Here is a 22,918-nt window from a genome sequence, read left to right as displayed (position 1 = left end):
AAATCTTCACTATAGTTGTGTGAGTTAGCTCACCAACGAAGGATGCGGCAATGACCACCGAGACTCCTGCTCCCCCGGCCACCAGCGAACTCCTGGCCACCGTGGGAAACAAGGTGCGCACCATGCGTAAGGCGAAGGGCATGACCCTGGCCCAACTCTCGGACATTACCGGCCTTAGCCAAGCAATCGTCAGCCAGATCGAACGCGGCATGGCCAACCCGTCCTTCACCACGTTGGCGCAGCTGGCCCATGGCCTGGACATCCCCGTAGGGAGGTTCTTCATTGGCCAGGACGAATCAAGGTCACCCGTCGTCCGCAAAGCGGACCGGCGGAACCTGCAAAACGTCACCCGGGAATCGGTCGGCGAGGCAGTCCACGAGCTGCTGACCCCCAACCGGGACGGAAGCATCGAGGCGCAGTGGATCAGTACGCCCCCAGGGCACGACACCAGCGCCACCCCTTTCACACACAGCGGTGAAGAGTTCTGCTACATCATCTCGGGCCGTAAGGACGTCTATTTGGACGGCGTCTGCTACAGCCTCGAAGAGGGCGACTCCATCACCTACTCCTCAGAAATCCCCCACTGGTACAAGAACAGCTACGAAGAGGTATGCGTAGCCATCTGGGTCAACGCACCACACGCGTGGTAACGCACCCGCCCTCGGGCGGGCCAGGCGTTTTCCCTTAACTGTCCGGACACGAACCCGTGGCCGCTGACACTCCTTGCCACTTTCGCATCAGGCGCTTCCTCCAACAGGCGTCCCTGCGTCATACCCTTTCACGCCCTCTCCGGCGTCAGCGTAAGGAAATTTCCATGCTCGACATCCAAACGGACAATGCCGTCCCCGCACCAAAGCCCATCACCGACTCCCGTTCCAAGAACGCCGGGTTCACACCCGAGGTCCGCAAAGGACTCCTTGGCCTTGGCCTGGGAAACGCCCTTGAATGGTACGACTGGATGGTCTTCGGACTCTTGTCAGCCTTCATTGGACCGAACTTCTTCCCCGGCACCGAACCCCTGTCCGCAACCCTGAACGCCTTGGCCGTGTTCGCCGTCGGATTCGCCTTCCGCCCGTTGGGCGGCATCCTGCTGGGAACCCTCGCAGACCGCATCGGCCGGCGCCGGGTGATGTTGCTGTCCATCATGCTGATGGCCGGCACCACCCTGGTCATCGCCGTCACCCCCAGCTACGCCACCATCGGCGCCTGGGCGGGCATCATCCTGGTGGTGTGCCGCATCCTGCAGGGCATCTCCACCGGCATTGAAGCTCCCCTCTCCACCTCCCACGCCGTGGAACTGGCGCCGGAAGGCCGTGAAGGCTACGTCGCCGGCATCATGTCCTTCTACGTCAACATCGGCATCCTCATGGCCTCCCTCGTGAGCTTCCTGTGCAGCCTCGTGCTCGGCGCCGCAGCCATGGGCGAATGGGGATGGCGCGTGCCGTTCATCATCGGAGCCCTCTTCGGCTTCGTGGTCCTCTACCTGCGGCGCTCCCTTCCGGAGACCCTCAAGGAAGAGGAAATGGCCACCAACACCCCGCGCACCGTCTGGAAGGGCGTCAGCAAGCACTGGCTCTCCGTCCTGGCCATCATCTTCGTGGTCGGCGCAGCGCAGGCCTACAACTACGCCTGGAACGTCGGACTCCCCAGCGCCGCACGCAGCGGCTTCAAGGAAGACCCCACGGCCGTCTTCGCCCTCACCACCATCCTGGGCGTCATCCTCGTGGTGGGTTCCTGGGTGGTCGGCAAGCTGGCTGACGGCAAGGCAATGTCCAAGTGGTTCCTGGTCACCCGCGTCCTGGCCATCCCGGCCGTGTTCCTGATGCTGCTCTACGTACAGCCGGGCATCGGCGGCTTCGCAGCAGTCCTCCTGGGCGGCTCGATTGTCCTGGTCCTCAACATGACCCTCTACAACGTGGTCAGCTCCTCCCTGATGCCCAAGAACATCCGCGGCACCGGCGTCGCCCTCGGCTACGGAATCGGCGTGGCGATCTTCGGCGGCACCGCCTCCTACCTCCTGGTCTGGTTCCAGTCGCTGAACCTCACCTGGATCTTCCCGGTCTACGTGGCCGTCCTGTCCATCCTCAGCATCGTTTTCTACATCGCCGCACGCCGCACCAACGGCATCCACGTCGGCAAGTAAGGACTGAAAAAATGAACTCCCTCGAACTCGCCACCACGACGGCGGACCTCAAGGCGCCCGTGATCTCCCGCTCCGATGTACTGGTGGTCGGCGGTGGCCCCGCAGGCGTGGCAGCCGCAGTCACCGCGGCCCGCTCCGGCGCCAAGGTCACCTTGCTGGAACGCTACTCCTCCCTGGGTGGCCTCGCGTCCGGCGGCATGGTGCTGGTCCTCGACGACATGATCAACGGCCAGGAAATCACGGTCACGGGCATCGTCTCCGAGTACGTCGAACGCCTCCAGAAGCTGGGCCTCGCAATCGTCCCGCCGGCAGATGACCGCAAGACCTCCGAGGAACTGTGGAACAAGTGGGGCCGCTACGGCACCTTCGACTTCCACTCCCACACCAACCCCAAGCCCATCTGCTACGCCGCAGCCTTCGATCCCGACGGCTGGAAGCGCGTCTCCAACGACCTCGTCCGCGAAGCAGGCGTCGATCTTCGCCTGCACTCCTGGTTCTCCCGGCCGATCGTGGACAACGGCGTCATCAAGGGCGTCATCTGCGAAACCAAGCTCGGCCCGCAGGCCTTCACGGCCGACGTCGTCATTGACACCACCGGCGACATTGACGTTGCCTCCCGTGCCGGCGCCAGCTACGCCAAGGACAACTACCTCACCACCCTCGTCTTCCGCCTCGGCAACGTGGACACCAACGCGGCCGAAGCCTTCGAACAGGCCAACCCGAAGGAAGCACGCGCCATCAACCGCAAGATCAAGCGCATCCTCGGCGGCGCTTGGGAACTGTGGTGGCTCAAGACCCCCGTGGAGGGCGTGGTGTGTTGCAACGCCCCGCACATGACCGGCTTCGACGGCGTGGACCCCGCGGACATGACCGCAGCCGAGTTCGCAGCCCGCGACAAGATCTCCGAAGCAGTGGACTACGTCCGCGCCCACCTGCCCGGCTTCGAGAAGTGCTACATGCTGGACGTCGCTTCCCAGATGGGCGTCCGCCAGACCCGCCTCCTGCAAGGCGAGTACGTCATGACCAAGGACGACGTCACCCAGCGCCGGCACTTCGCCGACACCGTGGCCCGCGGACGCGACTACTACTACCCCTACCGCTCGCTCCTGCCCAAGGAAGTGGACCAGCTCCTCGTGGCCGGCCGCCACTACTCCGCCACCCCCGAGGCGCAGAAGATGTCCCGCGAGATCCCGCCCTGCATGGCCATGGGCCAGGCAGTAGGCGTCGCGGCAGCCCTTGCCGTGGAAAACAACATCCTGGTCCGCGACGTCGCGGCAGCGGACATCCAGCTCGGCATGCGCCGGCACGGTGCGGACCCCGGTGACGTCCCGTCGTCGAACGCCACCGTCGACTCCGAAGCAGCGGTACTGGCATGAGCCTCATGACTGTGGACCAGACCGAAACCGACCAGGCAGAACGCACGACGGCGGAACACACCGCCGCGGGCCCGGCACCAACGCCCCTCCCGCTGGAGGGCGTCAAGATCGTGGACTTCACCCAGGTGTTCATGGGCCCGTCCTGCACCCAGCTGCTGGGCGACTACGGCGCAGACATCATCAAGGTTGAGCGTCCCGGAGCCGGAGACATCTCCCGCAACTCCTTCCCGGACCAGGACGGCCAGGACAACCCGATCTTCCTGTCCATCAACCGCAACAAGCGCAGCGTCTCCGTGGACACCCGCACCGAAGAAGGCCGCGAAGTGCTCCACCGCCTCATGGCCGACGCGGACGTCGTCGTCAGCAACTTCCGCTCCGGGGTCATGGAACGCATGGGCTTCGGCTACGAGGACCTGAAAACGCAGAACCCCGGCATCATCTGGGCCTCCGGCACCGGATTCGGACCTGTAGGACCCTACTCCCACAAGGGCGGCCAGGACGCCATCGCCCAGGCCTACTCCGGGGTCATGTGGCGCAGGGAATCCGAGGACACCAAACCCTCCATCTACCCCACCACGCTCTGCGACTACATCACCGGCATGCACCTCATGCAGGGAATCCTTCTGGCCCTCCGCACCCGGGAAACCACCGGCGTGGGCCAAAAGGTGGAAGTGACCATGTACGACTCCATGCTGCACCTGCAGATGCAGGAAGCGTGCATGCAGCTCAACCGCGGCTACGAGGTCAACTGGGGCGCCATGCCGCTCTCCGGAGTCTTCGAAACCACCGACGGCGCCGTGTGCATGGTGGGCGGCTTCACCCCCGATCCCCTGGCCCGGATCTCCGACGCCCTGGACCTCGACGAGGACCTCACCGAACGCCCCGGATTCGCAACACTGGAGCAGCAGTTCAAGAACAAGCCCGCCCTCCAGGCCATCTTCCGCGAACACTTCGCCACCAACACCACCGCCTACTGGACGGCGAAACTGGAAGAACAAGGGCTGCTGAACGCCCCCGTCCATACCCTGGAACAGGCGCTCGCAGACGCGCAGACCGAGGCGAACGGCATGATCGTCGAAGCCGAACACCCCTCGGTGGGCACGGTGAAAATGCTGAACGCACCCATCCGCCTCTCGGCAACCCCGCCGTCGATCCGCCGCACGGCCCCGCGCCTGGGCGAGCACAACGTCGAGGTCCTGCTGGAGAACGGCTTCGATGAGGAAACCATCGAACGCCTGCAAAAGCTGGGAGTGCTCCGATGAGCATCACGGTCGAAGAACGGGTTGACCAGGTAACACTGGACATCACCGACGGCGTGGCAACGGTGACCATCGACCGTCAGCACGTGCTGAACGCAGTGGACGGCGCCACCCACGCACGGCTCAACGGGATCTGGTCCCAGCTGGAAAGCGATCCGTCCGTACGGGCAGTCGTGGTCACCGGTGCCGGTCCGCGTGCTTTCTGCGTCGGCGCCGACATGTCCGCCGACGCCGTGGACAAGACCGGCCTGGAGTACTGGGCCGGCCTGGACCCCAACGGCTTCGGCGGGCTCAGCCTTCGCACCACCCTGGATGTGCCCGTCATCGCCCGCGTCAACGGCTACGCCCTGGGCGGCGGCATGGAAATCGTCCTCGGTGCAGACATCGTCGTCGCAGCTTCGGACGCGAAGTTCGGTTTGACTGAACCCCGCGTCGGGCGGCTGGCGCTCGACGGCGGCATCCACCAGCTGGTGCGCCGGGTGCCCTACACCCAAGCCATGGGAATGCTGCTTACCGGACGAAAGGCCGACGCAGCGGAGATGCAGTCCATGGGGCTGGTCAACGAAGTAGTGCCCGCTGACCAACTCGACACCGCCGTCCGGCGTTGGGTGGACCAGATCCTGGCATGCGCCCCCACCTCCGTGCGCGCCGTCAAGCAGATGGTGACGCAAACGGCGCACCTGAGCGCCCAGGAAGCCCGCGGCCTCAGGCTGCCGGCATTGATGGCGGCACTGGACAGCGAAGACTCCGCAGAAGGAGTCCGCGCCTTCCAGGAAAAGCGTCCGCCGGTGTGGCCGGGACGCTAAACGTCCCCGGCACCACCAGCCCCGCCATCCCACTCAAGCAGTTCGCATCAAGCAGTTCGCATTGAAAAGGAACCACCATGCCTCTCCCTTCTGCGCCCAAAAACCGTGAATTCCTGCCCGCCGGCGTCTGGGGCGTCGTAGCAACCCCCTTCCAAGGCAGCACCCTGGACGTCGACCTGGACAGCCTCGCCGAACTCGTGGAGCACTACGGGAACATCGGGGCAACCGGCCTCACAGTGCTTGGCGTGTTCGGCGAAGCAGCCGCCCTGACGCCGCAGGAACGCCGCGACGTCCTGGAAACCGTCGTCGAATCCACCACCCTCCCCCTGGTGGTGGGCGTGACAGCACTGGCCACCCGGCCCGCCATCGAAGAGATCACGGCAGCGCAGGAGGTTGCCGGGCCACGCCTGGCCGCGGTCATGGTGCAAGCCAACTCCGCCCGGGCAGATGCGGTGATCACCCACCTCGACGCCATCCACCGGGCAACCGGGGCCAACGTAGTCCTCCAGGACTACCCGTTGGCCAGCGGAGTCAGCATCCCCACCCCCGCGCTGGCCTCCGTGGTGAACGCCTGCGGGTACGTCATCGCCGTCAAAGCCGAGGCCCCGCCCACCAGCGTGGCCATCGCGGAACTGAGTGCCGCCGTCGGGGTTTCCATCTTCGGCGGGCTGGGCGGCCAAGGCCTCCTGGACGAACTCATGGCAGGAGCCTCCGGCGCCATGACCGGCTTCTCCTACCCCGAAGCCCTGATCGCCTGCGTTCGGGCGTGGCAGGACGGCGGGTACGAGGCCGCTCAACGCGAACTGCAGCCCTACCTGCCGCTCATCAATTTCGAGCAGCAGGCCAAGGTGGCACTGGCCATCCGCAAGGAATGCCTCCGCGAGCGCGGACTCATCAAGGACTCCGGCGTCCGGGCACCCGCGGCCGCCTTCCCCGAAGCCTTGCGTGGCTCCATGGCCGTGCACTTGAAGGAAGCGGCGTCAGCACTGGATGCCCGTACAGCAGTAGGGAGTTTCTGATGGACCTCGGAATCGCAGGCAAGACAGCACTGGTGGCCGCCTCCACCGGCGGACTCGGCCTGGCCGTGGCCCGGGCGCTCGCCGCCGAAGGGGTCCGGGTGGCGGTGGTCGGACGACGCCGGGACCGTGCCAAGGAGATCGTGGCCGAACTCCAGGCAGCCTACGGAAGCGGCACCTTGGGCATCGGTTCTTTGGGAACCAGCGGCTTTGACGCGGTGGCCATCGAAGCGGACCTCGGCACCCCGGAGGGCATCGGGTCCGCGGTGGACCAGACCGTGGCCAACCTCGGGCCGATCGACATCCTGGTGCTCAACGGCCCCGGCCCGAAGCCCGGTGCTGCGGCAACACTGACCTCCGAGGACATGGCCGCGGCGTTCGACCTCCTGGTCAAGCCGCATCATGCCTTGGTGTCGAAAGTCCTGCCCGGCATGCGGGAACGCCGCTGGGGCCGCATCCTTGCGATCGGTTCCAGCGGAGTGACCGCACCCCTCCCCAACCTGGCAGTTTCCAACACCGGACGGGCAGCACTGGCCGGCTACCTCAAGACCCTCGCCGCCGAGGTAGCGCTGGACGAGGTCACGGTGAACCTCCTCCTTCCGGGCCGGATCGCCACCGACCGCGTCACCCAGCTGGACCAGGCCGCGGCCAAGCGACGCGGCACCACCTTGGAGGACATCCAGTTGGAATCCCGCAAGACCATCCCCGCCCGCAGGTATGGGGAACCCGCCGAGTTCGGTGCCGCTGCCGCCTTCCTGTGCAGCGCGCCGGCGTCGTACATCACCGGAGTCGCGCTCAGGTGCGACGGCGGCCTCATCCGCAGCCTCTGAACCCCACCACGTTAGGACCATCATGACTTCCACAACTCTGGATACTGCCCTCACCGCCGAGGCCACCCTCACCGCCCAGCACCTCATCAACGGCCAATGGCTCGGCGAAGGCGTCACCCGGCGCATGAACCCCGCCCGTCCGGATGAGCTCGCAGCGCTCTCACCCAGCGGGAGCGCCGAGGACGTCGACGCCGCCATCACCGCCGCCGCCGCTGCCCAGCCCGCGTGGGCTGCGCTCCCGGCCCCCTCCCGTGGCGCCATCCTCCTTGCCGCCGGGAACCTGCTAATCGAACGCCAGGGGGCCATCGCCGAAGACCTGGTCCGGGAAGAAGGCAAGACCCTGGCAGAAGCCAAGGGCGAAGTGAAGCGCGCCTCGGACGTCCTGCGCTTCTTCGGCTCCCTCGGCTGGGCTGCCACCGGCGAAGTCCTGCCCAGCGGACTCCCGGACACCACCATCACCACCCGCCGCGAAGCCCTGGGCGTTGTAGGCCTGATCACGCCCTGGAACTTCCCCATCGCCATTCCTGCGTGGAAGACCGCACCGGCCCTGATCAGCGGCAACACCGTGGTGATCAAACCGGCTGAGCTCACTCCCCTCTCCGCCACCCACCTCGCCCGGGCGTTGCAGGACGCAGGCCTCCCTGCCGGCGTGTTCAACGTCGTCCACGGCAAGGGCCGGGTTGTTGGTGACGCACTGGCCCGCGATCCCCGCATCGCCGGGCTGTCCTTCACCGGTTCCACCAACGTGGGCCTGGGATTGCAGGAAATCCTCAACGCCCGCCGTGCCCGGGTGCAACTGGAAATGGGCGGCAAGAACGGCGTCCTGGTCCTCGACGACGCCGATCCCCGCAAGGCCGCGCAAGTAGTGGCCGCCGGAGCATTCGGACTCACCGGGCAGGCATGCACGGCAACCTCGCGGGTATACGTTACCCCCGGGATCCGTGCAGCGTTCCTTGACGCGTTGGTGGCCGAAGCCGCCGCTTACAGCACCGGTGACGGCCTGGCGGATGGCACGCGGATGGGCGCCGTGGTGAGCAGGCAGCAATTCCAGCAGGACCAGGCAGCGGTGCGCACCGCCGTCGAACGCGGCGCAAGCCTCCTGCACGGCACTTACGACGGCGACCCCTCCGGCGCGCTGCTCTTCCCGGCGGCGGTGCTCACCGACCTGCCCTCGGACGACCCCGCAGTCACGGAAGAGATCTTCGGGCCGGTAGTGGCCGTGCTGGAAGTTCCCGACTACGAGGCAGGCCTTGCCGCCGTCAACGACTCCCGCTACGGACTCACCGCCGGCATCTGCACCGATTCCCTCGCCCTCGCCACGGACTTCGCCGCCCGTGCGCAGGCCGGCGTGGTCAAGGTCAACCGGCCCACTGCTGGCCTGGACCTCAACGTCCCGTTCGGCGGGGTCAAGGACTCCTCCACCAACACGTTCCGCGAACAAGGACGGTCCGCCCTGGACTTCTTCACGTGGGGCAAAACCGTCTACACGGGCGTGTAGCCCGTCATGAGTTACGTGATCGCGCAGCCCTGCGTGGATGTGAAAGACAAGGCATGCATCAACGAATGTCCTGTCGATTGCATCTACGAGGGCGCGCGCTCCCTCTACATCCATCCTTCCGAATGCGTGGACTGCGGAGCGTGCGATCCCGTGTGCCCCGTGGAAGCCATCTACTTCTCGGAGGACGTCCCGGATGAATGGGCAGACTACGTCCGGGCCAACGCGGAGTTCTTCGATGACGGCCCCGGGCGCTCCCTGCCGGACACGGACCACCCGGTGATCGCAGCGGAACCCGCCCGCGTCCCCGTCGCCTGACCCGTCCCCTCCCCTCCCCTCCCCAACTAAGTCGCAATTGTGCGCGTTTTGAGCCGTCAAAACGCGCACAGCTGCTACCCAGTTGGGTGAGCGGGGCGGGGCTTAGTTGTTGTGGACTGCCGGGGCCAAACGGTAGCCGACGCCGCGGACTGTTTCCAGCCAGCGCGGGCTTTGGATGCTGTCCCCCAGCTTTTTGCGGAGGTTGCCCATGTGGACCTCCACGGCGCGTTCGTCCGCGTCGCTGACGTAACTGCCGACGTCGTACGGTTCGTTGCGGAGGCGGCGCGCAAGGTCAGCCTTGGTCCTCACAATCCGGCCGGTCTCCAACAGTGCCACCAGCAGGTCGAACTCGGTGCGGGTCAGCTTCAGCTCCATGCCGTTGAGGACGGCCGTGCGGGATCCGGCCGAAACGGCAAGCCCGTTGTGGGTCATCTCGGGATCGGCGGCTTCCGGGGCGTGCTTGGCGTCCGACGACGACCGCGGCCTCCGCATCATGGCCTCCACCCGGGCGCGCAGCTCGCGGGGCCGGAACGGCTTGGTGAGGTAATCGTCGCCACCGGCTTCCAAGCCCATGAGGGTGTCGAGCTCTTCGGCGCGGGCGGTGAGCATGATGATGTAGGCGTCGGAAGTCTTACGGATCTGCCGGGCCACTTCAAAACCGTCGATGTCCGGCAGGCCGAGATCCAGCGTAATAACGTCGGGATTCAATTCCCGGGCGGAGTTGACGCCGGCCGAGCCCGTGGACGCCACATGGACGTCGAAACCCGCCTGGGAAAGGACCACCCGGACCAGTTCGCGGATGTCCTGGTCGTCTTCGATGACCAGTCCCACACGTGCTTCACTCATTGCCGCCCCTCAGCCCGCTTCGATAACCCTTCGAAGTATAACCATTATGGTTAGGCTGATCTCATGAACCGTCTTCCTTCTGCCCCACCGGTGGTTAACCCATGAGCACACCCACCATGTGGGCCGTCGATGACAAGAAGAAACTGTTCATCTTCAAGCGCTCCTTCCATGAGCACAGCCTCCGGATGAGGGTGGTGCTGAGCCAGCTGCCGCTCTCGGTCTGCGTGTGCCTTTCCGCCATCCTCGTGTGGCTGTTCTTCCCGGCCACCCTCGGCAACCCGTTCTTCCTGGTGTTCCTGTTGAGCCAGGCATTCCTCCTGGCCCTTTGCATCGCCGTCCCGTGGCACAAGCTGCCCTTTGCCAGCTTCCTGGTCATCCCGATCCTGGACATCGTCTCCATCGCCTTCGGCCGCGAAGGCGGGCAGGAAGCGCTCACAGGGCTCAGCGTGCTGGTGGTCCTGCCGGTCATTTGGCTGTGCGCCTCCGGCCTTTATCCCCGGCTGGCCATCGCCCTCGCGTTCATCGGGCCTCTGACCATTGTGTGGGCGCCGCTCTTCATCCGCGGCACCTTCACCCAGCAGGACCTCACCAAGCCATTGCTCTTCCCTATCCTGATCCTTGGCATCGGGGTCTCGGTCAGCATCCTCACCCTGAGCATGGTCCGTCAACAACGGGCACTTGAGGAAAAGGACGCGGCCCTCAAATCTGCCCTCGAAGTCAGTACCAAGCAGGAGCGGCTCCTTAACACGGTCATGGAAGCGCTGCCCTTGGGCGTGGTGGCCGTTGACGGCGACGGCCACGACATCCTGATGAACCGCAGGCAGCGGCAGACGCACGCGCTGGCCACTCCCCCGGACAACGACGATCCCAACGAATCCCAGCTCCTGGTGTTCGACACGGACCGCACCACCCCGCTGCCGTCGGACCGCCGGCCCGTCCGCAGGGCGGTGCTGGGCGAGCGTTTCACGGACCAGCTGGTCTGGCTGGGATCCGGCGCCGGGCAGCGCGCATTCACTGCCAGCGCAAGGCCCATGCTTGACCCGGCCGGCAACTTCGCAGGATCCGTAGTGGTCTTCAGCGACGTCACGGAATTGGTCAATGCCTTGGCAGCCAAGGACGAATTCGTGGCCAACGTATCCCACGAGTTCCGGACGCCGCTGACCTCCATCCTCGGCTACGTCGAGCTCATCCTCGATGACCCCAACGGACTGGATCCGAAGTACCGCAAGCAGCTGGACATCGTCCGCCGCAATGCAGAACGCCTGTTGTCACTTGTCTCCGACCTCCTGGCCGTCAGGTCCGGGCAGATCGCCATCCAGCCGCACCCGGTGGATGTTTCCGAACTGGTCCGCGGCAGCGTTGCTTCGGCCGAACCCAGGGCAGCCAAAGCGGGCGTCCGCCTTTCCGTGGACGTGCCCGGGACGCTCCATGCCCGCGTGGACTCCTCCCGGATCTCCCAAGTCCTGGACAACCTCATCTCCAATGCCATCAAGTACTCACCCGACGGCGGGGACGTGGTGGTATCCGCGTGGGAAGACGAGGACCACGTCTATTGCAAGGTCTCCGACACCGGCATGGGCATCCCGCAGGATGAACAAGCGGGAGTCTTCACCAAGTTCTTCCGGGCGGACGGGGTCCGCAACAGCACCATTCCCGGCGTGGGGTTGGGCCTGCCGATCAGCAAGGCGATCGTCGAGGCCCACGGCGGCAGCATCACGCTCCAGAGTGAACCCGGGCAGGGCACCACCTTCACGGTGAAAGTGCCCGCCTAGGCTCCCTCCGGCGTCGGACGTGTCTTCCTAGGCTGCCCCGGCATCCCGCCGGCGGCCGAACACAAAGTAGCTCACCGGACCAAAGAAGTTGATGAAGGACGCAGCCCGCCAAAGGGCCTTCTTGCCCCTGATTTGCGCGTCCGGGGTCTTCGCCAGGCTCCGTTGTGCTGCAATCAGCAGCGTCAGGTTAACCGCGCTGCCCGCCATCATCATGGCCTTCTGCTTGGTGCTCAGATCACGCCAGGACTTCTTCTTCTTAGCCATCATGCCTCCATCGCACTCGCGGTTTACCTCTCAGGCTAGCCGGAGGCTCCCCGCCCCGCCACAGCCTGGCGCACCACTTCTCCCCACGACTGTTCACCGAGGTCCTCGACGGCGGCAAGGATCTCCGCCGGGGGCAGCGACAGGTCCAACGGGTACTCGATGATGTCGATGTCCGTGTTGAGGATCCGCCGCAGCTTGACCTCACCCGTCCCGGCGTAAACAAGCCACGCCGTAGGTACCCGCAAGGCCGTGCAATAGGCCAGCAATTGGTAGTGGTCAGCGTTGAGCGAGGCCCCGGTATCCCCGGCCGCCGTGTATTTGAAGTCGTACACCACCACCGGCTGACCGCCGAGGAAATGCACGGCATCCGGCCGGACCGTCAGGCGGTCGGTATCCTGCACTGCCTCGTTCAGGAGTGCCCCGTACCGCAGCCGCATTTCACCGGGATGCCGGCCCATCGCATGACGCAGGGCGGCGCCCACGAACTCCTGGAAAACCTGCCCCATGTCCACCACGAACGACGCAGACTGCTGTTTGCCCTCGCCTGCCTCGGCCGAGGCGTTGCGCAGGATCACCTCCGCAAGCCGGAGTACGGCGTGGTACCTGAGGTTCATCCGGTTGGCCTGCCACGGCGGCAGCGGCGCGCCGGGCTTGAGCCGGGTGACGGCGTCGAGCTTTCCCTTGAGCTGCCGCAAGCGGCTCAGGACGTCGGCACGCACACCGGGGACCTTGCTCATCCGGTCGAGGGCGGCGCGCAGGATGCGGTTCTCCGCGATGTCCTCGGTGAATTCGTCATAGGACACTTCCAGCGGGACCAGCATGCCGGGCCGGCGCGAGATCTGGTCCGAGATGCGGATGCGGCCCTTGACGGTCCGGAGGGATTCGTCGATGGTCAGGTAGCCCTGGAGGACGCCCCGGTTCAAGGCCTTCTCCGCCAACTGCGCCAGGGACTGCGCCAACGCGCTCCACAGATCCGGATGTTCCGTTGCCTCCACGGTGTGGTCACGGAAGCCTTGGTCGCCGGCGAAGCTCAGCAGGAACAGCAAGCGGTTCAGGCCCAGGCGGCCCTTCGGACGGACTTCCAACTGAACGGCGGCTGTCCGGACCGAACCAACTTTTCCCACAGGTTCGATCCTGTACAGGCCCATCCCCATGGGCGAAGCCTTGGCCAGGCCACTGGCGTTGATGAACGCAGCCGACTCCGGGTCAAGTTTGTCCACCACCCCACGCGAGAGCTCGTCCATGAGGATGTGCCGCACCCCCGTTGGAGTTTTTGCTGCGCTGGCCGGCGCCCGCCCGGGACGGGGCGGGATGGCGTTAGCGGGAAGCAAGACGTCCCAGCAACTGGTCCAGGCCGAAGCGTTCTTCCAGCTGCGCCCGGTTCAGTTGCCCGTGGTAGTGCTCCTCCAGCAGCGGCATGAGCTCGTACTTCCAGATCCGCCGCAGGCCCGTGGGGGTTTGGGCTGCCGGCTTCATGAAGTAGGACGGGCCGATCATGAGGTCCCTGTCCCAGTCATCGATGGCGGCATTGAGGGCATCCAGCAAATCCGCGTTGAGGGTATCCAGTCCGCGGGCTTCCAGGAACCGCCGCAGCGAACCCTTCACCGGCTCCACATTCGGGTGCAGCTCAATGAACGCGAAGCGGCGCCGGATGGCGGCGTCCATCATGGCGATGGAACGGTCCGCCGTGTTCATGGTGCCAATGATGTACAGGTTGTCCGGCAGGCTGAAGGGCTCATTCGGGCTGTACTGCAGGTAGATGCGGTCATCCCGGTATTCGAGCAGGAAGTAGAGCTCGCCGAAGACCTTGGCCAGGTTGGCCCTGTTCATCTCGTCAATGATCAGGAAGTAAGGCTTGTGCGCGTTCTCCGGCTTCGCGGCTTCCTCCGCGAGGCGGCGCAGCGGACCGGCAACCAGTTTGAAGGAAACCTGGCCGTCGTCGGTCTTGTCCGGACGGTAACCCTCGAAGAAATCCTCGTAGGCATAGGAAGGATGGAACTGCACCAGCTTGACGCGTTCGTCCGTGCTGTCCCCCGCCAGCTCCGCGGCGAGGTGCTTGGCCAGGTACGTCTTGCCGGTGCCGGGGGGACCATAGAGCACCAACTGCCGGTTCTCCTCCAACAGTTCCGCGATTTCCTTGAGCGGTTCGAGGTCCATGTGGAGCGAGGCTGCGAACTCTTCGGTCAGGGGCCGGAAGCCCTGCTGAACAACCTCGACGACGGCGGTGGGCGGGGTCTCGTCCTCGCCGTCCGTTTCTGCCTCCACCGGGAGGAGCTCCTGGAGCGCCTGGATCACCCTGGTGACGTCCACGATGATGCCGGGCGTGGACAGCTGGCGCTGTGCGTGGCGCGGCAGCTCCGTGATGGCGTAACTGTCGTCGAACCAGCGCACTTTGCGTTGGATCCGGCGGTTCTCGTGATCCGGTTCGCCCAGTACAACCCCCACGCGGACCCGCCCCGCCTGCTGGTAGAGCGTCAGGTCTCCGGGCTTCATGACGGTCAGGAAAGCGAAGACGGCGGTCTTGGTGTCCTCGCGCTCCACGTATCCAAGGTGCTTGCAGTCCTCGTCTACGGCGTGCTGGACCACCCCCGCGGTGACTCCGGCCTCCAGCGAGCGCAAGTGCTCAACGTCCAGGGTGGCTTTTTCCTCCGCCACCCAGGACGCCAACAGGTCCGCGTTGTCATGGTGTGTGCGCAGCAGCCAGGAACGGCGGCCCGGGTCTCCCACCTTCCGCCATTGGCTCACCAATTGCCGGGCATACCAGTCGATCCGCTGGCCTGCCTGCTCGTCCAGGTGGAGGCGGATGCGGTGGATGTCAGCGGTGATGTCCTCTTCGGTATCTCCCTTGGCGCCGCCCACGAGGGAAGCGAAGGCGTCCCGGATCTCGCGGCGTTCCACGTCCGCCACTACCGGCTCGAAGTAGCTGGGCCACACCAAGTATTCGATGCTGCGCCGCAGGGCGGGCTGGTCCTCGGGCGTACCTGCCGCGAGTTCGTGGAACTTGAGTGGATCGGCCAGCGCCCGGTTGATGGTCTCCGTGCTCTGGCTGTCAACGTGCTCCACGAAGCGGCACAGCCACGTCAGGTGGTCCCAGATCGTCCAGTTGAACTCCGCCGTGCGGTCCCGGATCACGCCGTGGTCCGTCATGCCTTGGTACAGCTCTTCAGGCAGCTCGACCGGCGGTTCCACCCAGGACGCCGCCTCGGCTACACGCGCGCGCTTCACACGCAGGGACTTGACCTCGTGGGCCAGCGGCAGCGACTGCAAATACAGCAGCTCGACAGCCAGAAGCTTCGCCTCGCGTGATGCGCCTTCCAGGTTCTGCCGCAGGTTGGTCATCATGGGCGCCTTGGAGTCCCCGACGCCCCGCTCCAGCCGTTCCAGCAACTCGCGGGCAGCCTCCGCTGTCCACGTCAGCGTCCGCCCGTCAATGGCTGAAGGCTTCCCTTGCAAAGCGGGCTGGAGTACGTACCAGGCAGCGTCCTCGATCTCTTTCGAGATTCCGGGGGCGCGGTCAACGGCAGGCAACACAGGGGAGGTCATTTAAGCCAACTTACCTTGTTTGGGTTAAGTCGGCATCTGGATATCCACAGGCTTCATTCAGCATTTAATGCATCCCGAATTGGTAAGCAGCAGGCACGGGTTCCCCGGCACACACCTCTTCCCACAGCGCCGCGATGGCGTCCTCTCCTTCGCGCAGATCCGGGATTTCCACGCCCGCACGGAGGATGGCCGCGGCCTCCGCTGCCCTGCCGCTCCGGGCCAGCGCAGTGGCCTTCAGGAACATCAAACGTCCGACGGCGGTGCCCTCCGTGGGAGCGGATCCGGTCAGTTCCAGCGCCATGGCCGGATCACCATGGCGAACTGCCAAGGTGGCTGCTTCCGTCAGCAACCAGGTGTTGGAGGGATTTCTCCGGACAGCCGTCCGCAGTTCAGCCAACCCCTCCTGTTCGCTGCCTGCTGCCAGGAGAACCAGCGCCAACCCCCGCCGGGCGAGCGCGATCGTCGCCGGCCTGGCGCCGTTCGATTCGAGGACGCGGCGATACTCCTCCGTGGCGCCTTCCAGATCCTGCCGGGCGTGCCGCATGGTGGCCAGGTGGTAGTGGGCCTCGGGGCTCTCCTGCCCGGCCAACAACCCTTCCCAGTCCGCCCCTGCCACAAAGGAGGGAGCGCCGTCGAACGCTTGTCCCTTCAGCAGCCCCAGCCAGGGCTCCTGTTCCTCGGTCAGGCTCTCCAACACGAACGGCGTCCCGCTTTCGGCAACCCAGCTCCGGCCGGCGCGCCGGCGCCGGGCCCGCTCAAGCGCGCCCCAGCCGCTGCCGATCCGGACCATGGTGGACGGCGGCACGTCAGCGTCGCGTATGGCTGCCGGCAACAGCGACTCCAGTTCCTCACGGGGCATCAGCGTTTCCAGACGCTCCCCGGCGTGCGCTACTGCCGCCTGCCAGTCCGTGCCGTGGGAGATCCCCGGATCCAGGCTGCCGTTCCCGTAAGCCTCAACCCAGCACCACTGGCTGCCCGCGGGCATGGCGAGGTGTTCGAACTGTGTCCGGGCCAGTCCGGCCTGGATTTCCGCGTAGGGACCGGCACCGGGGCTCAACCATTCCTGCCACCGCTTGCCGCCTGCGCCCTGGCCCCACACGAAGAGCTTCTTTCCGCGCAGCAGGTCCGTGGACAGCATGGCCAGCCCGTCGCCGTCGTCATCCGCTGCCACCACCCAACGGCGCTCCGAAGGGTCGATGTCGAAGAAGAAATCCGCGGCATGGGGACTGTTGACCAACCATGTGCCGTCATAGCCTTCGTGGTTGGTGGGTGTGACGCGGGTGATGTCCGTGGCGTAATCGCTGCTAAAGGCCTCCTCGGCAGGTGCGATCACCCGGGTCCGGTCCGTCTCCGGAATTGCAGCGTTGCTCCACCAGTACACGGGGACGTCATGATCGTTGGGATTCCGGATCCTGACGGCAGCCAAGAGCACCTCCGAATCGGCCGGAAGCCAGATGTCCACTTGGAACACCACCTCGCGGAGCCGTTCGTACTTCCACATGCGGAGGATGTGCTTGCCGTCGGACGTGTGCACGATCGCCGTATGCAAGGGATCGCAGCTGGTGGGCGAATGTCCCCGGGTGCCGATGTTCCATTCCAGGCCGCCTGCAAACCAGGCCTTCCGCAATGCGATGTTGGCGATCTGGGGTGCCGCATGGGTGTGCAGGAGCTGCTTGCCGGTGGCCTTGTCGAAAAGCTCCCAGATCCGCCCGCCCATGGACGGCAGGACAGTCGCCTTCAGCTTGCTGTTTTCAAGAACGACGGCGGTCAGCTCCCTGGGTGCGGCCGCGCGGCTGTAGCCGTCCTGCATCAGGTACGGATACACGTTGGGCACCACCCCGTAGCGGGTAGCTGCCTGCAACTCCTCCGGGACGCCCTCCCCCACGCTGTAGGGTTCCTCAAGCTCCGAACCGACCACCGGCAACGGATTCAGAGGGCCCAGCTCGGCCATGGTCAGGGTAAGGGTGCTGACTGTGATGTTGGACGATGCCACGTCATGACCCCATCGTTGCCGCATTCACTGCCGCCCTCGCTGCACGGACGGTCTCCCGGTCGGTCACCGCGTAGGCCGTAGGATCGGCACCGTCCCGGCTGCCGAGGGCGACGGCGGAATCCGCGAGCGTGGTCACGGTCCGTTTCGCGGAGAGATGCACTGCTGAGAGGCCGGCGGCGTGCATGGCCGGGATGTCGGCGAGCTTGAGCCCTCCCCCGGCCACGATTTGCATGGCGCCGGAGGCCCGTTCAACCAGCCGCGCCAGTGTGTTCAGGCCTTCCCCTGCCGTTGATTCATGTCCGGAGGTGAGGACCCGGGTGAACCCCAGATCCAGGAGGAGGTCCAACGCAGCCAAGGGGTCACGGGACTGGTCGATGGCCCGGTGGAAGGTGAGCCGGGCTTCCGGGTTCGATTCCTTTGCCGATTCAAGGAGCCGTCGAACAACCGGAACGTCCACTTCCTGTTCCGCAGTCAGCGCGCCCACCACTACCCCGGCTGCGCCTTGGCGCAGCAGATGCTTGACCTCGTGGACCATGGTGTCCACATCCGAGGCAGAGTAATGGAAATCTCCGGGGCGGGGCCGCACCAGGGCGTGGACTTCCAGCCGTCCGTCAACGTGTTCAAGGCTCGCTTCCAAGAGTCCTTGGCTGGGCGTGATGCCTCCCAGTTCCAAGCTGCTGCAGAGTTCAACCAATCCGCGCCCTCGGCTGCGGACGTGCCTGCACCGGCGGCGCTGGTCACCGCGATCTCAAGTCTCATGAGGAAACTCTAGGTCGCCCGGACTGGGCGCACCACGCCTGCCGCTTAGGAATTCCACATCATCCAGGCAGCAGGGCGTGGGGATTTACGCGCGGTAGGCTTCGAGCTTTTCCTTCTGCTCAGGGGTCAGGCGCAGCACCCTCCCCGTTGACTCGGCCACGAAAGCCAGGTGCGTGCTGGCCTTGACGCACTCTTCCTTGGTAACAGGGTCCTTGATGACGTAGTGGAGATCGAAGCTGGCACCCTTGATGGCGCCAACCCAAATCTCGACGACGGCCGGCACATTGCGGTACTCCAGGGTGCGGACGTACCTGACCTTGTGTTCCACCACGAGCGTCATGATGCCTTCTCCGACGTCGTTGAACAACGCTGCGGGCGGCTCAACGCCAGGCAATCCGGCACCGGCCGGCGGCCCGAAAGCAGCAATGCGGGCTTCTTCGAGCATGCGCACGATCTGCACGTTGTTGATGTGGCCGTACGCATCCATGTCGCCCCAGCGCATGGGTACCAGTACCTCCATGCGCCGGGGCGTTCCGATACTCAGCTGTGCACCGCCGTCGAATCATCCACCGAGACTTCCTCGGCGTCTTCACCCGCGAACTGCGACATGTACAGGCGGTAGTACGCGCCCTGCCGTGCCAGCAGTTGGCCGTGGTTGCCTTGCTCCACGATTTGCCCGTTTTCCATCACCAGGATGGTGTCGGCATCACGGATGGTGGAGAGCCGGTGGGCGATCACAAAGCTGGTGCGGTCCGTGCGGAGGGCTGCCATCGCCTTCTGGAGCAGCAGTTCCGTGCGGGTGTCCACAGAGCTGGTGGCTTCGTCAAGGATGAGCAGTGACGGGTTGGAGACGAAGGCCCTGGCAATGGTGATGAGCTGTTTCTCACCGGCACTGACGTTGTTGCCTTCTTCATCAATGATGGTCTGGTAGCCGTCAGGAAGGGCCCGGACAAAGCGGTCCACGTAGGTCGCCTTGGCGGCCTCCATGATCTGCTCTTCCGTGGCGTCAAGGTTGCCGTACCGGATGTTGTCGTAGATAGTCCCACCGAAGAGCCAGGCGTCTTGAAGCACCATGCCCACCTTGGAACGCAGTTCCGCACGGCTGAGCTCCTTGATGTCGACGCCGTCCAAGGTGATCCGTCCGGCGTTGAGTTCGTAGAAGCGCATCACGAGGTTCACCAGCGTGGTCTTGCCTGCACCCGTGGGCCCGACAATCGCCACGGTGTGGCCGGGCTCGGCGCTGAATGACAGGTCCTCGATCAGCGGCTTGTCCTCCACGTAGCTGAAGTAGACGTGGTCGAACTCGACGTGGCCATCGGTCTTGGGCGGCAGGTTCCTTGTTCCGGTCTCCGGGACTTCGTCCTCGGCGTCGAGGAACTCGAACACACGCTCGGCGGATGCCACACCGGACTGCAGCATGTTGGCCATACCGGCGATCTGGCCCAGCGGCTGGGTGAACTCGCGGGAGTACTGGATGAAGGCTGTGGCATCGCCCAGGCTCATGGAACCCGACGCAACGCGCAGGCCGCCCACAACTGCGATGCCGACGTAGGACAAGTAGGACACGAAGTTCATGGCCGGGAAGATGATGCCGGAGACGAACTGCGCCCCGAACGAGGCCTTGTAGAGTTCCTCGTTCTTTTCGTCGAAGCGAATCAACATGTCTGCATCGCGACCGAAGACCTTCACGAGGTCGTGTCCGGAGAACGATTCCTCGATCTGGCCGTTCAGCGCGCCCGTGTTCTTCCACTGGGCGGCAAAGAGCTTCTGGCTGCGGGCACCTATGACACCTGCCAGGACACCGGACAGCGGCAGCGCGATGAGCGCGATCAGGGCCAGTTCCCAAGACACGATGAACATCATCACGATGATGCCCAGGACCGTCAGTACCGAACTGACCAACTGCGCGAAGGCCTGCTGCAGGCCCTGCTGCACGTTGTCGACGTCGTTGGTGACGCGGGACAGGATGTCACCGCGCTGGCGGGTGTCGAAGTAGTTCAGCGGCAGCCGGTTCAGCTTGGCCTGGACCTCATCGCGGAGATTCTTGATGACCCGCATGACAATCCGGTTCAGCAACCACCCCTGGGCCCACAGGAAAATGTTGGCCACGAAGTACATCAGGAGCACGATCGAGATCAAGAACGTCAGCTTGGGGAAGTCGATGCCGTTGGTCAGCGTCATCTTGGAGACCATGTCCGCGAAGTTGTCCTGGCCCTGCTGGCGCATGATTTCCGCGAACTGTTCCGGGCTCACTCCGGGAGGGAGCTGCTTGCCGATGACGCCGCCAAAGATGACGTCCATGGCGCTGCCGAGGATCTTCGGTGCAATGACGTTCAGCACCACGGAAACAACAACAAGCCCAATAACGATCGAGACGCCGATGCGCTCGGGCTTCAGCAACCCCATGAGTCGCTTGGCGGAGGGCCAAAAGGCCTTCGCCTTCTTGGCCGGCACGTCACCGAACATGCCGCCGTCGGCCTCCGTGGGGACGTACTCCTCTTCGGCGAAGTCCTCGTCCTCCATGGCCTCAGTGGCGACGTCCGCCGCGGCCGACGCTTTGGCGGCTTTGGCAGCTTCTGCCTTCGCAGCCCAGCCGCGCTTCTTCTGCTGGTCCTGCCCGCTCATGCCATTTCCTCTACGCTCAGCTGCGATTCAACAATTTCCTGATAAGTGGGCGAGGTTTCCAAGAGTTCGTCGTGCGTTCCGCGGTCCACGATCCGGCCGTTGTCCAGCACGAGGATCTCATCGGCGTCCTGGATGGTGGACACCCGCTGGGCGACGATGATCACCGTGGCGTCCTGCGTCTTGGCTTTCAATGCCTTCCGCAGGCGGGCGTCGGTGGCAACGTCCAAAGCGGAGAACGAATCGTCGAACACGTAGACATTGGGTTTTGTGACCAAGGCCCTGGCGATGCAAAGGCGCTGGCGCTGCCCGCCGGAAACGTTGGTTCCGCCCTGGGAGATCCGGCGGTTCAAGCCGGCGGACTTCTCCTCCACAAATCCCTTGGCCTGCGCCGTTTCCAGCGCGTCCCACAGTTCCTGGTCCGTGGCTTCCGTCTTGCCGAACCGCAGGTTGTGTTCGATGGTGCCGGAGAACAGGTAGGGCTTTTGCGGAACAGCGGCCACGCGGCTGCTGATCTCCGAGGCATCCAGTTGGGTGACCGGGACGCCATCGAGCAGTACTTCACCGGAAGCGACGTCATAGAGCCGCGGCAGCAGGGAAACCAGAGTGGTCTTGCCCGCGCCGGTTGATCCGATAATGGCCAGCGTCTTGCCGGGTTCGGCCGTGAAGGAGACATTGCTCAGCACCGGGGCTTCGGCGCCCGGGTACTTGAACGTCACGTCCCGGTACTCCACGCGGCCCGCCTTGGCAGCTGGAACCACCGGGTTGACAGGGTTGTGGATGGAGGGTTCGACATCGAGCACCTCGCCAATGCGGTCTGCACACACCGAGGCGCGCGGAATCATCATCGCCATGAAGGTACCCATCATGACGGCGATCAGGATCTGGAGCAGGTACTGGAGGAAGGCGGTGAGTGCCCCCACCTGCATCTCCCCGGAGTCAACGCGTTGGCCGCCGAACCACAGCACGGCAGCAGTGGAAAGGTGGAGGATCATGCCGATGGCAGGGAACATCAGGACGAAGAGGTTGCCGATCTTGACCGACACCGCGGTGAGGTCCTGGTTGGCATCACCGAACCGCTTTGCCTCATAAGGCTCACGGACGAAGGCACGTACAACGCGGATACCGATGATCTGTTCGCGGAGTACCCCGTTGATGGCGTCGATCTTGGCCTGCATCGAGCGGAACAACGGCATCAGCCGGACCACGAGGTACCCCACCACGGCTACCAGTAACGGTACGGAAACCCAGACCAGCCAGGAAAGGGACAAATCCTCGCGAAGAGCCATGATGATGCCACCCACGCACATGATGGGTGTGGAAACCATGAAGTTCAGGCCCATCAGCACCAGCATTTGGACCTGCTGGACGTCGTTGGTGCCGCGGGTGATCAGCGTCGGAGCACCGAAGCGGTTGACGTCCTGCGCTGAGAAACTGCTGACTTGGCGGTAGACGGAGCGGCGGAGGTCCCGGCCGATTGCCATGGCCGTCCGGGAGCCGAAGTAGACGGCTGCGATGGCGGTAAGTACCTGGCCCAGGGCAACGGCGAGCATGAGTGCACCGGTGCGCCAGATGAAATCGGTATCGCCGCGGGAGACTCCCTCGTCAATGATTTTGGCATTGAGGCTGGGGAGGTACAGCGTGGCAATAGTGGACGCCAACTGGAATATCAGGACGGCCACTATCTGCGGCAAATACGGCTTGGAGTAGCGCCGTATAAGGGTGACAAGCATGCCCACGGATCCTTAAGGAGAGTGCGTGAATGAGGTAAAAGAAGTTTTAGCAGCAGGCGCTGACAGTATTAGCGTCCTTACTCTACGTAATCCCCTGCCCCCGCGAAACAACCACGGACAAAGATCATCCCAGCGGATTAGTC

19 protein-coding genes are annotated in these 22,918 nt (G+C 64.8%); 10 read left to right on the top strand and 9 right to left on the bottom strand.

Annotation, left to right across the window (positions count from 1 at the left end; all coding sequences use genetic code 11):
- Positions 1-50 precede the first annotated feature (50 nt).
- The 9 genes from RI444_RS05005 (at position 51) to fdxA (ending at position 9,243) form a co-directional block, all read left to right on the top strand.
- The gene (locus RI444_RS05005) at positions 51-650 is read left to right on the top strand and encodes a helix-turn-helix domain-containing protein (protein WP_021472751.1); all 600 of its coding nucleotides are present in this window, start codon (positions 51-53) and stop codon (positions 648-650) included.
- Between the two features lie 164 nt (positions 651-814).
- Positions 815-2,143, top strand: a complete 1,329-nt coding sequence (locus RI444_RS05000) for an MFS transporter (protein ID WP_021472752.1) — start codon at positions 815-817, stop codon at positions 2,141-2,143.
- 11 nt (positions 2,144-2,154) lie between these two features.
- Positions 2,155-3,519: an FAD-dependent oxidoreductase gene (locus tag RI444_RS04995; protein ID WP_316963872.1), complete on the top strand. Its 1,365-nt coding sequence runs from the start codon at positions 2,155-2,157 to the stop codon at positions 3,517-3,519.
- Complete coding sequence (locus RI444_RS04990; RefSeq protein WP_021472754.1) at positions 3,516-4,781, top strand: CaiB/BaiF CoA transferase family protein; 1,266 nt, start codon at positions 3,516-3,518, stop codon at positions 4,779-4,781. The genes RI444_RS04995 and RI444_RS04990 overlap by 4 nt, the downstream gene beginning before the upstream one ends.
- On the top strand, positions 4,778-5,584 hold the full coding sequence (locus RI444_RS04985) for an enoyl-CoA hydratase-related protein (protein WP_021472755.1): 807 nt from the start codon (positions 4,778-4,780) through the stop codon (positions 5,582-5,584). Before RI444_RS04990 ends, RI444_RS04985 begins: the two co-directional genes overlap by 4 nt.
- Positions 5,585-5,661: 77 nt before the next feature.
- On the top strand, positions 5,662-6,603 hold the full coding sequence (locus tag RI444_RS04980) for a dihydrodipicolinate synthase family protein (RefSeq protein WP_021472756.1): 942 nt from the start codon (positions 5,662-5,664) through the stop codon (positions 6,601-6,603).
- Entirely contained in the window at positions 6,603-7,430 is an 828-nt protein-coding gene (locus RI444_RS04975) for an SDR family oxidoreductase (RefSeq protein ID WP_021472757.1), read from the top strand. The genes RI444_RS04980 and RI444_RS04975 overlap by 1 nt, the downstream gene beginning before the upstream one ends.
- A gap of 22 nt (positions 7,431-7,452) precedes the next feature.
- The gene (locus RI444_RS04970; RefSeq protein ID WP_207605039.1) at positions 7,453-8,928 is read left to right on the top strand and encodes an aldehyde dehydrogenase family protein; all 1,476 of its coding nucleotides are present in this window, start codon (positions 7,453-7,455) and stop codon (positions 8,926-8,928) included.
- Positions 8,929-8,934: 6 nt separating this feature from the next.
- The gene (fdxA, locus tag RI444_RS04965; protein WP_179011462.1) at positions 8,935-9,243 is read left to right on the top strand and encodes a ferredoxin; all 309 of its coding nucleotides are present in this window, start codon (positions 8,935-8,937) and stop codon (positions 9,241-9,243) included.
- Positions 9,244-9,345: 102 nt separating this feature from the next.
- Here the strand turns inward: fdxA and RI444_RS04960 are convergent, their stop codons facing one another.
- Positions 9,346-10,089 (bottom strand): response regulator transcription factor, encoded by a 744-nt coding sequence (locus tag RI444_RS04960; protein WP_062095470.1) that lies wholly within the window; start codon positions 10,087-10,089, stop codon positions 9,346-9,348.
- A gap of 101 nt (positions 10,090-10,190) precedes the next feature.
- Between RI444_RS04960 and RI444_RS04955 the strand changes: the two genes are divergently transcribed.
- Positions 10,191-11,861 (top strand): sensor histidine kinase, encoded by a 1,671-nt coding sequence (locus RI444_RS04955; protein WP_207605040.1) that lies wholly within the window; start codon positions 10,191-10,193, stop codon positions 11,859-11,861.
- 27 nt (positions 11,862-11,888) lie between these two features.
- Here RI444_RS04955 and RI444_RS04950 read toward each other — a convergent pair whose 3' ends face one another.
- The 8 genes from RI444_RS04950 to RI444_RS04915 all read right to left on the bottom strand — a co-directional run bounded on the left by RI444_RS04950 (position 11,889) and on the right by RI444_RS04915 (position 22,775).
- Positions 11,889-12,128, bottom strand: a complete 240-nt coding sequence (locus tag RI444_RS04950) for a hypothetical protein (protein WP_370583513.1) — start codon at positions 12,126-12,128, stop codon at positions 11,889-11,891.
- Between the two features lie 32 nt (positions 12,129-12,160).
- Complete coding sequence (locus RI444_RS04945; RefSeq protein ID WP_207605041.1) at positions 12,161-13,369, bottom strand: 5-methylcytosine restriction system specificity protein McrC; 1,209 nt, start codon at positions 13,367-13,369, stop codon at positions 12,161-12,163.
- A gap of 73 nt (positions 13,370-13,442) precedes the next feature.
- The gene (locus RI444_RS04940; RefSeq protein ID WP_021472764.1) at positions 13,443-15,668 is read right to left on the bottom strand and encodes an McrB family protein; all 2,226 of its coding nucleotides are present in this window, start codon (positions 15,666-15,668) and stop codon (positions 13,443-13,445) included.
- 64 nt (positions 15,669-15,732) lie between these two features.
- Positions 15,733-17,661 (bottom strand): DUF5107 domain-containing protein, encoded by a 1,929-nt coding sequence (locus RI444_RS04935; protein WP_242703135.1) that lies wholly within the window; start codon positions 17,659-17,661, stop codon positions 15,733-15,735.
- A 1-nt stretch (position 17,662) separates the two neighbouring features.
- Positions 17,663-18,355 (bottom strand): copper homeostasis protein CutC, encoded by a 693-nt coding sequence (locus RI444_RS04930; protein ID WP_242703136.1) that lies wholly within the window; start codon positions 18,353-18,355, stop codon positions 17,663-17,665.
- 150 nt (positions 18,356-18,505) lie between these two features.
- Positions 18,506-18,922 (bottom strand): acyl-CoA thioesterase, encoded by a 417-nt coding sequence (locus RI444_RS04925; RefSeq protein ID WP_031216655.1) that lies wholly within the window; start codon positions 18,920-18,922, stop codon positions 18,506-18,508.
- Positions 18,923-18,960: 38 nt separating this feature from the next.
- A complete protein-coding gene (locus tag RI444_RS04920) occupies positions 18,961-21,045 on the bottom strand; it encodes an ABC transporter ATP-binding protein (RefSeq protein ID WP_021472768.1) in 2,085 nt (694 codons plus the stop codon).
- On the bottom strand, positions 21,042-22,775 hold the full coding sequence (locus RI444_RS04915) for an ABC transporter ATP-binding protein (RefSeq protein WP_021472769.1): 1,734 nt from the start codon (positions 22,773-22,775) through the stop codon (positions 21,042-21,044). Before RI444_RS04915 ends, RI444_RS04920 begins: the two co-directional genes overlap by 4 nt.
- Between the last annotated feature and the right edge of the window lie 143 nt (positions 22,776-22,918).

Origin of the sequence: Paenarthrobacter sp. AT5 (assembly GCF_032764245.1) — a bacterium.
Classification (GTDB): domain Bacteria; phylum Actinomycetota; class Actinomycetes; order Actinomycetales; family Micrococcaceae; genus Arthrobacter; species Arthrobacter ureafaciens.
Note: the sequence above shows the minus strand (reverse complement) of the source record. Positions and strands in the feature narration are given on the sequence as shown.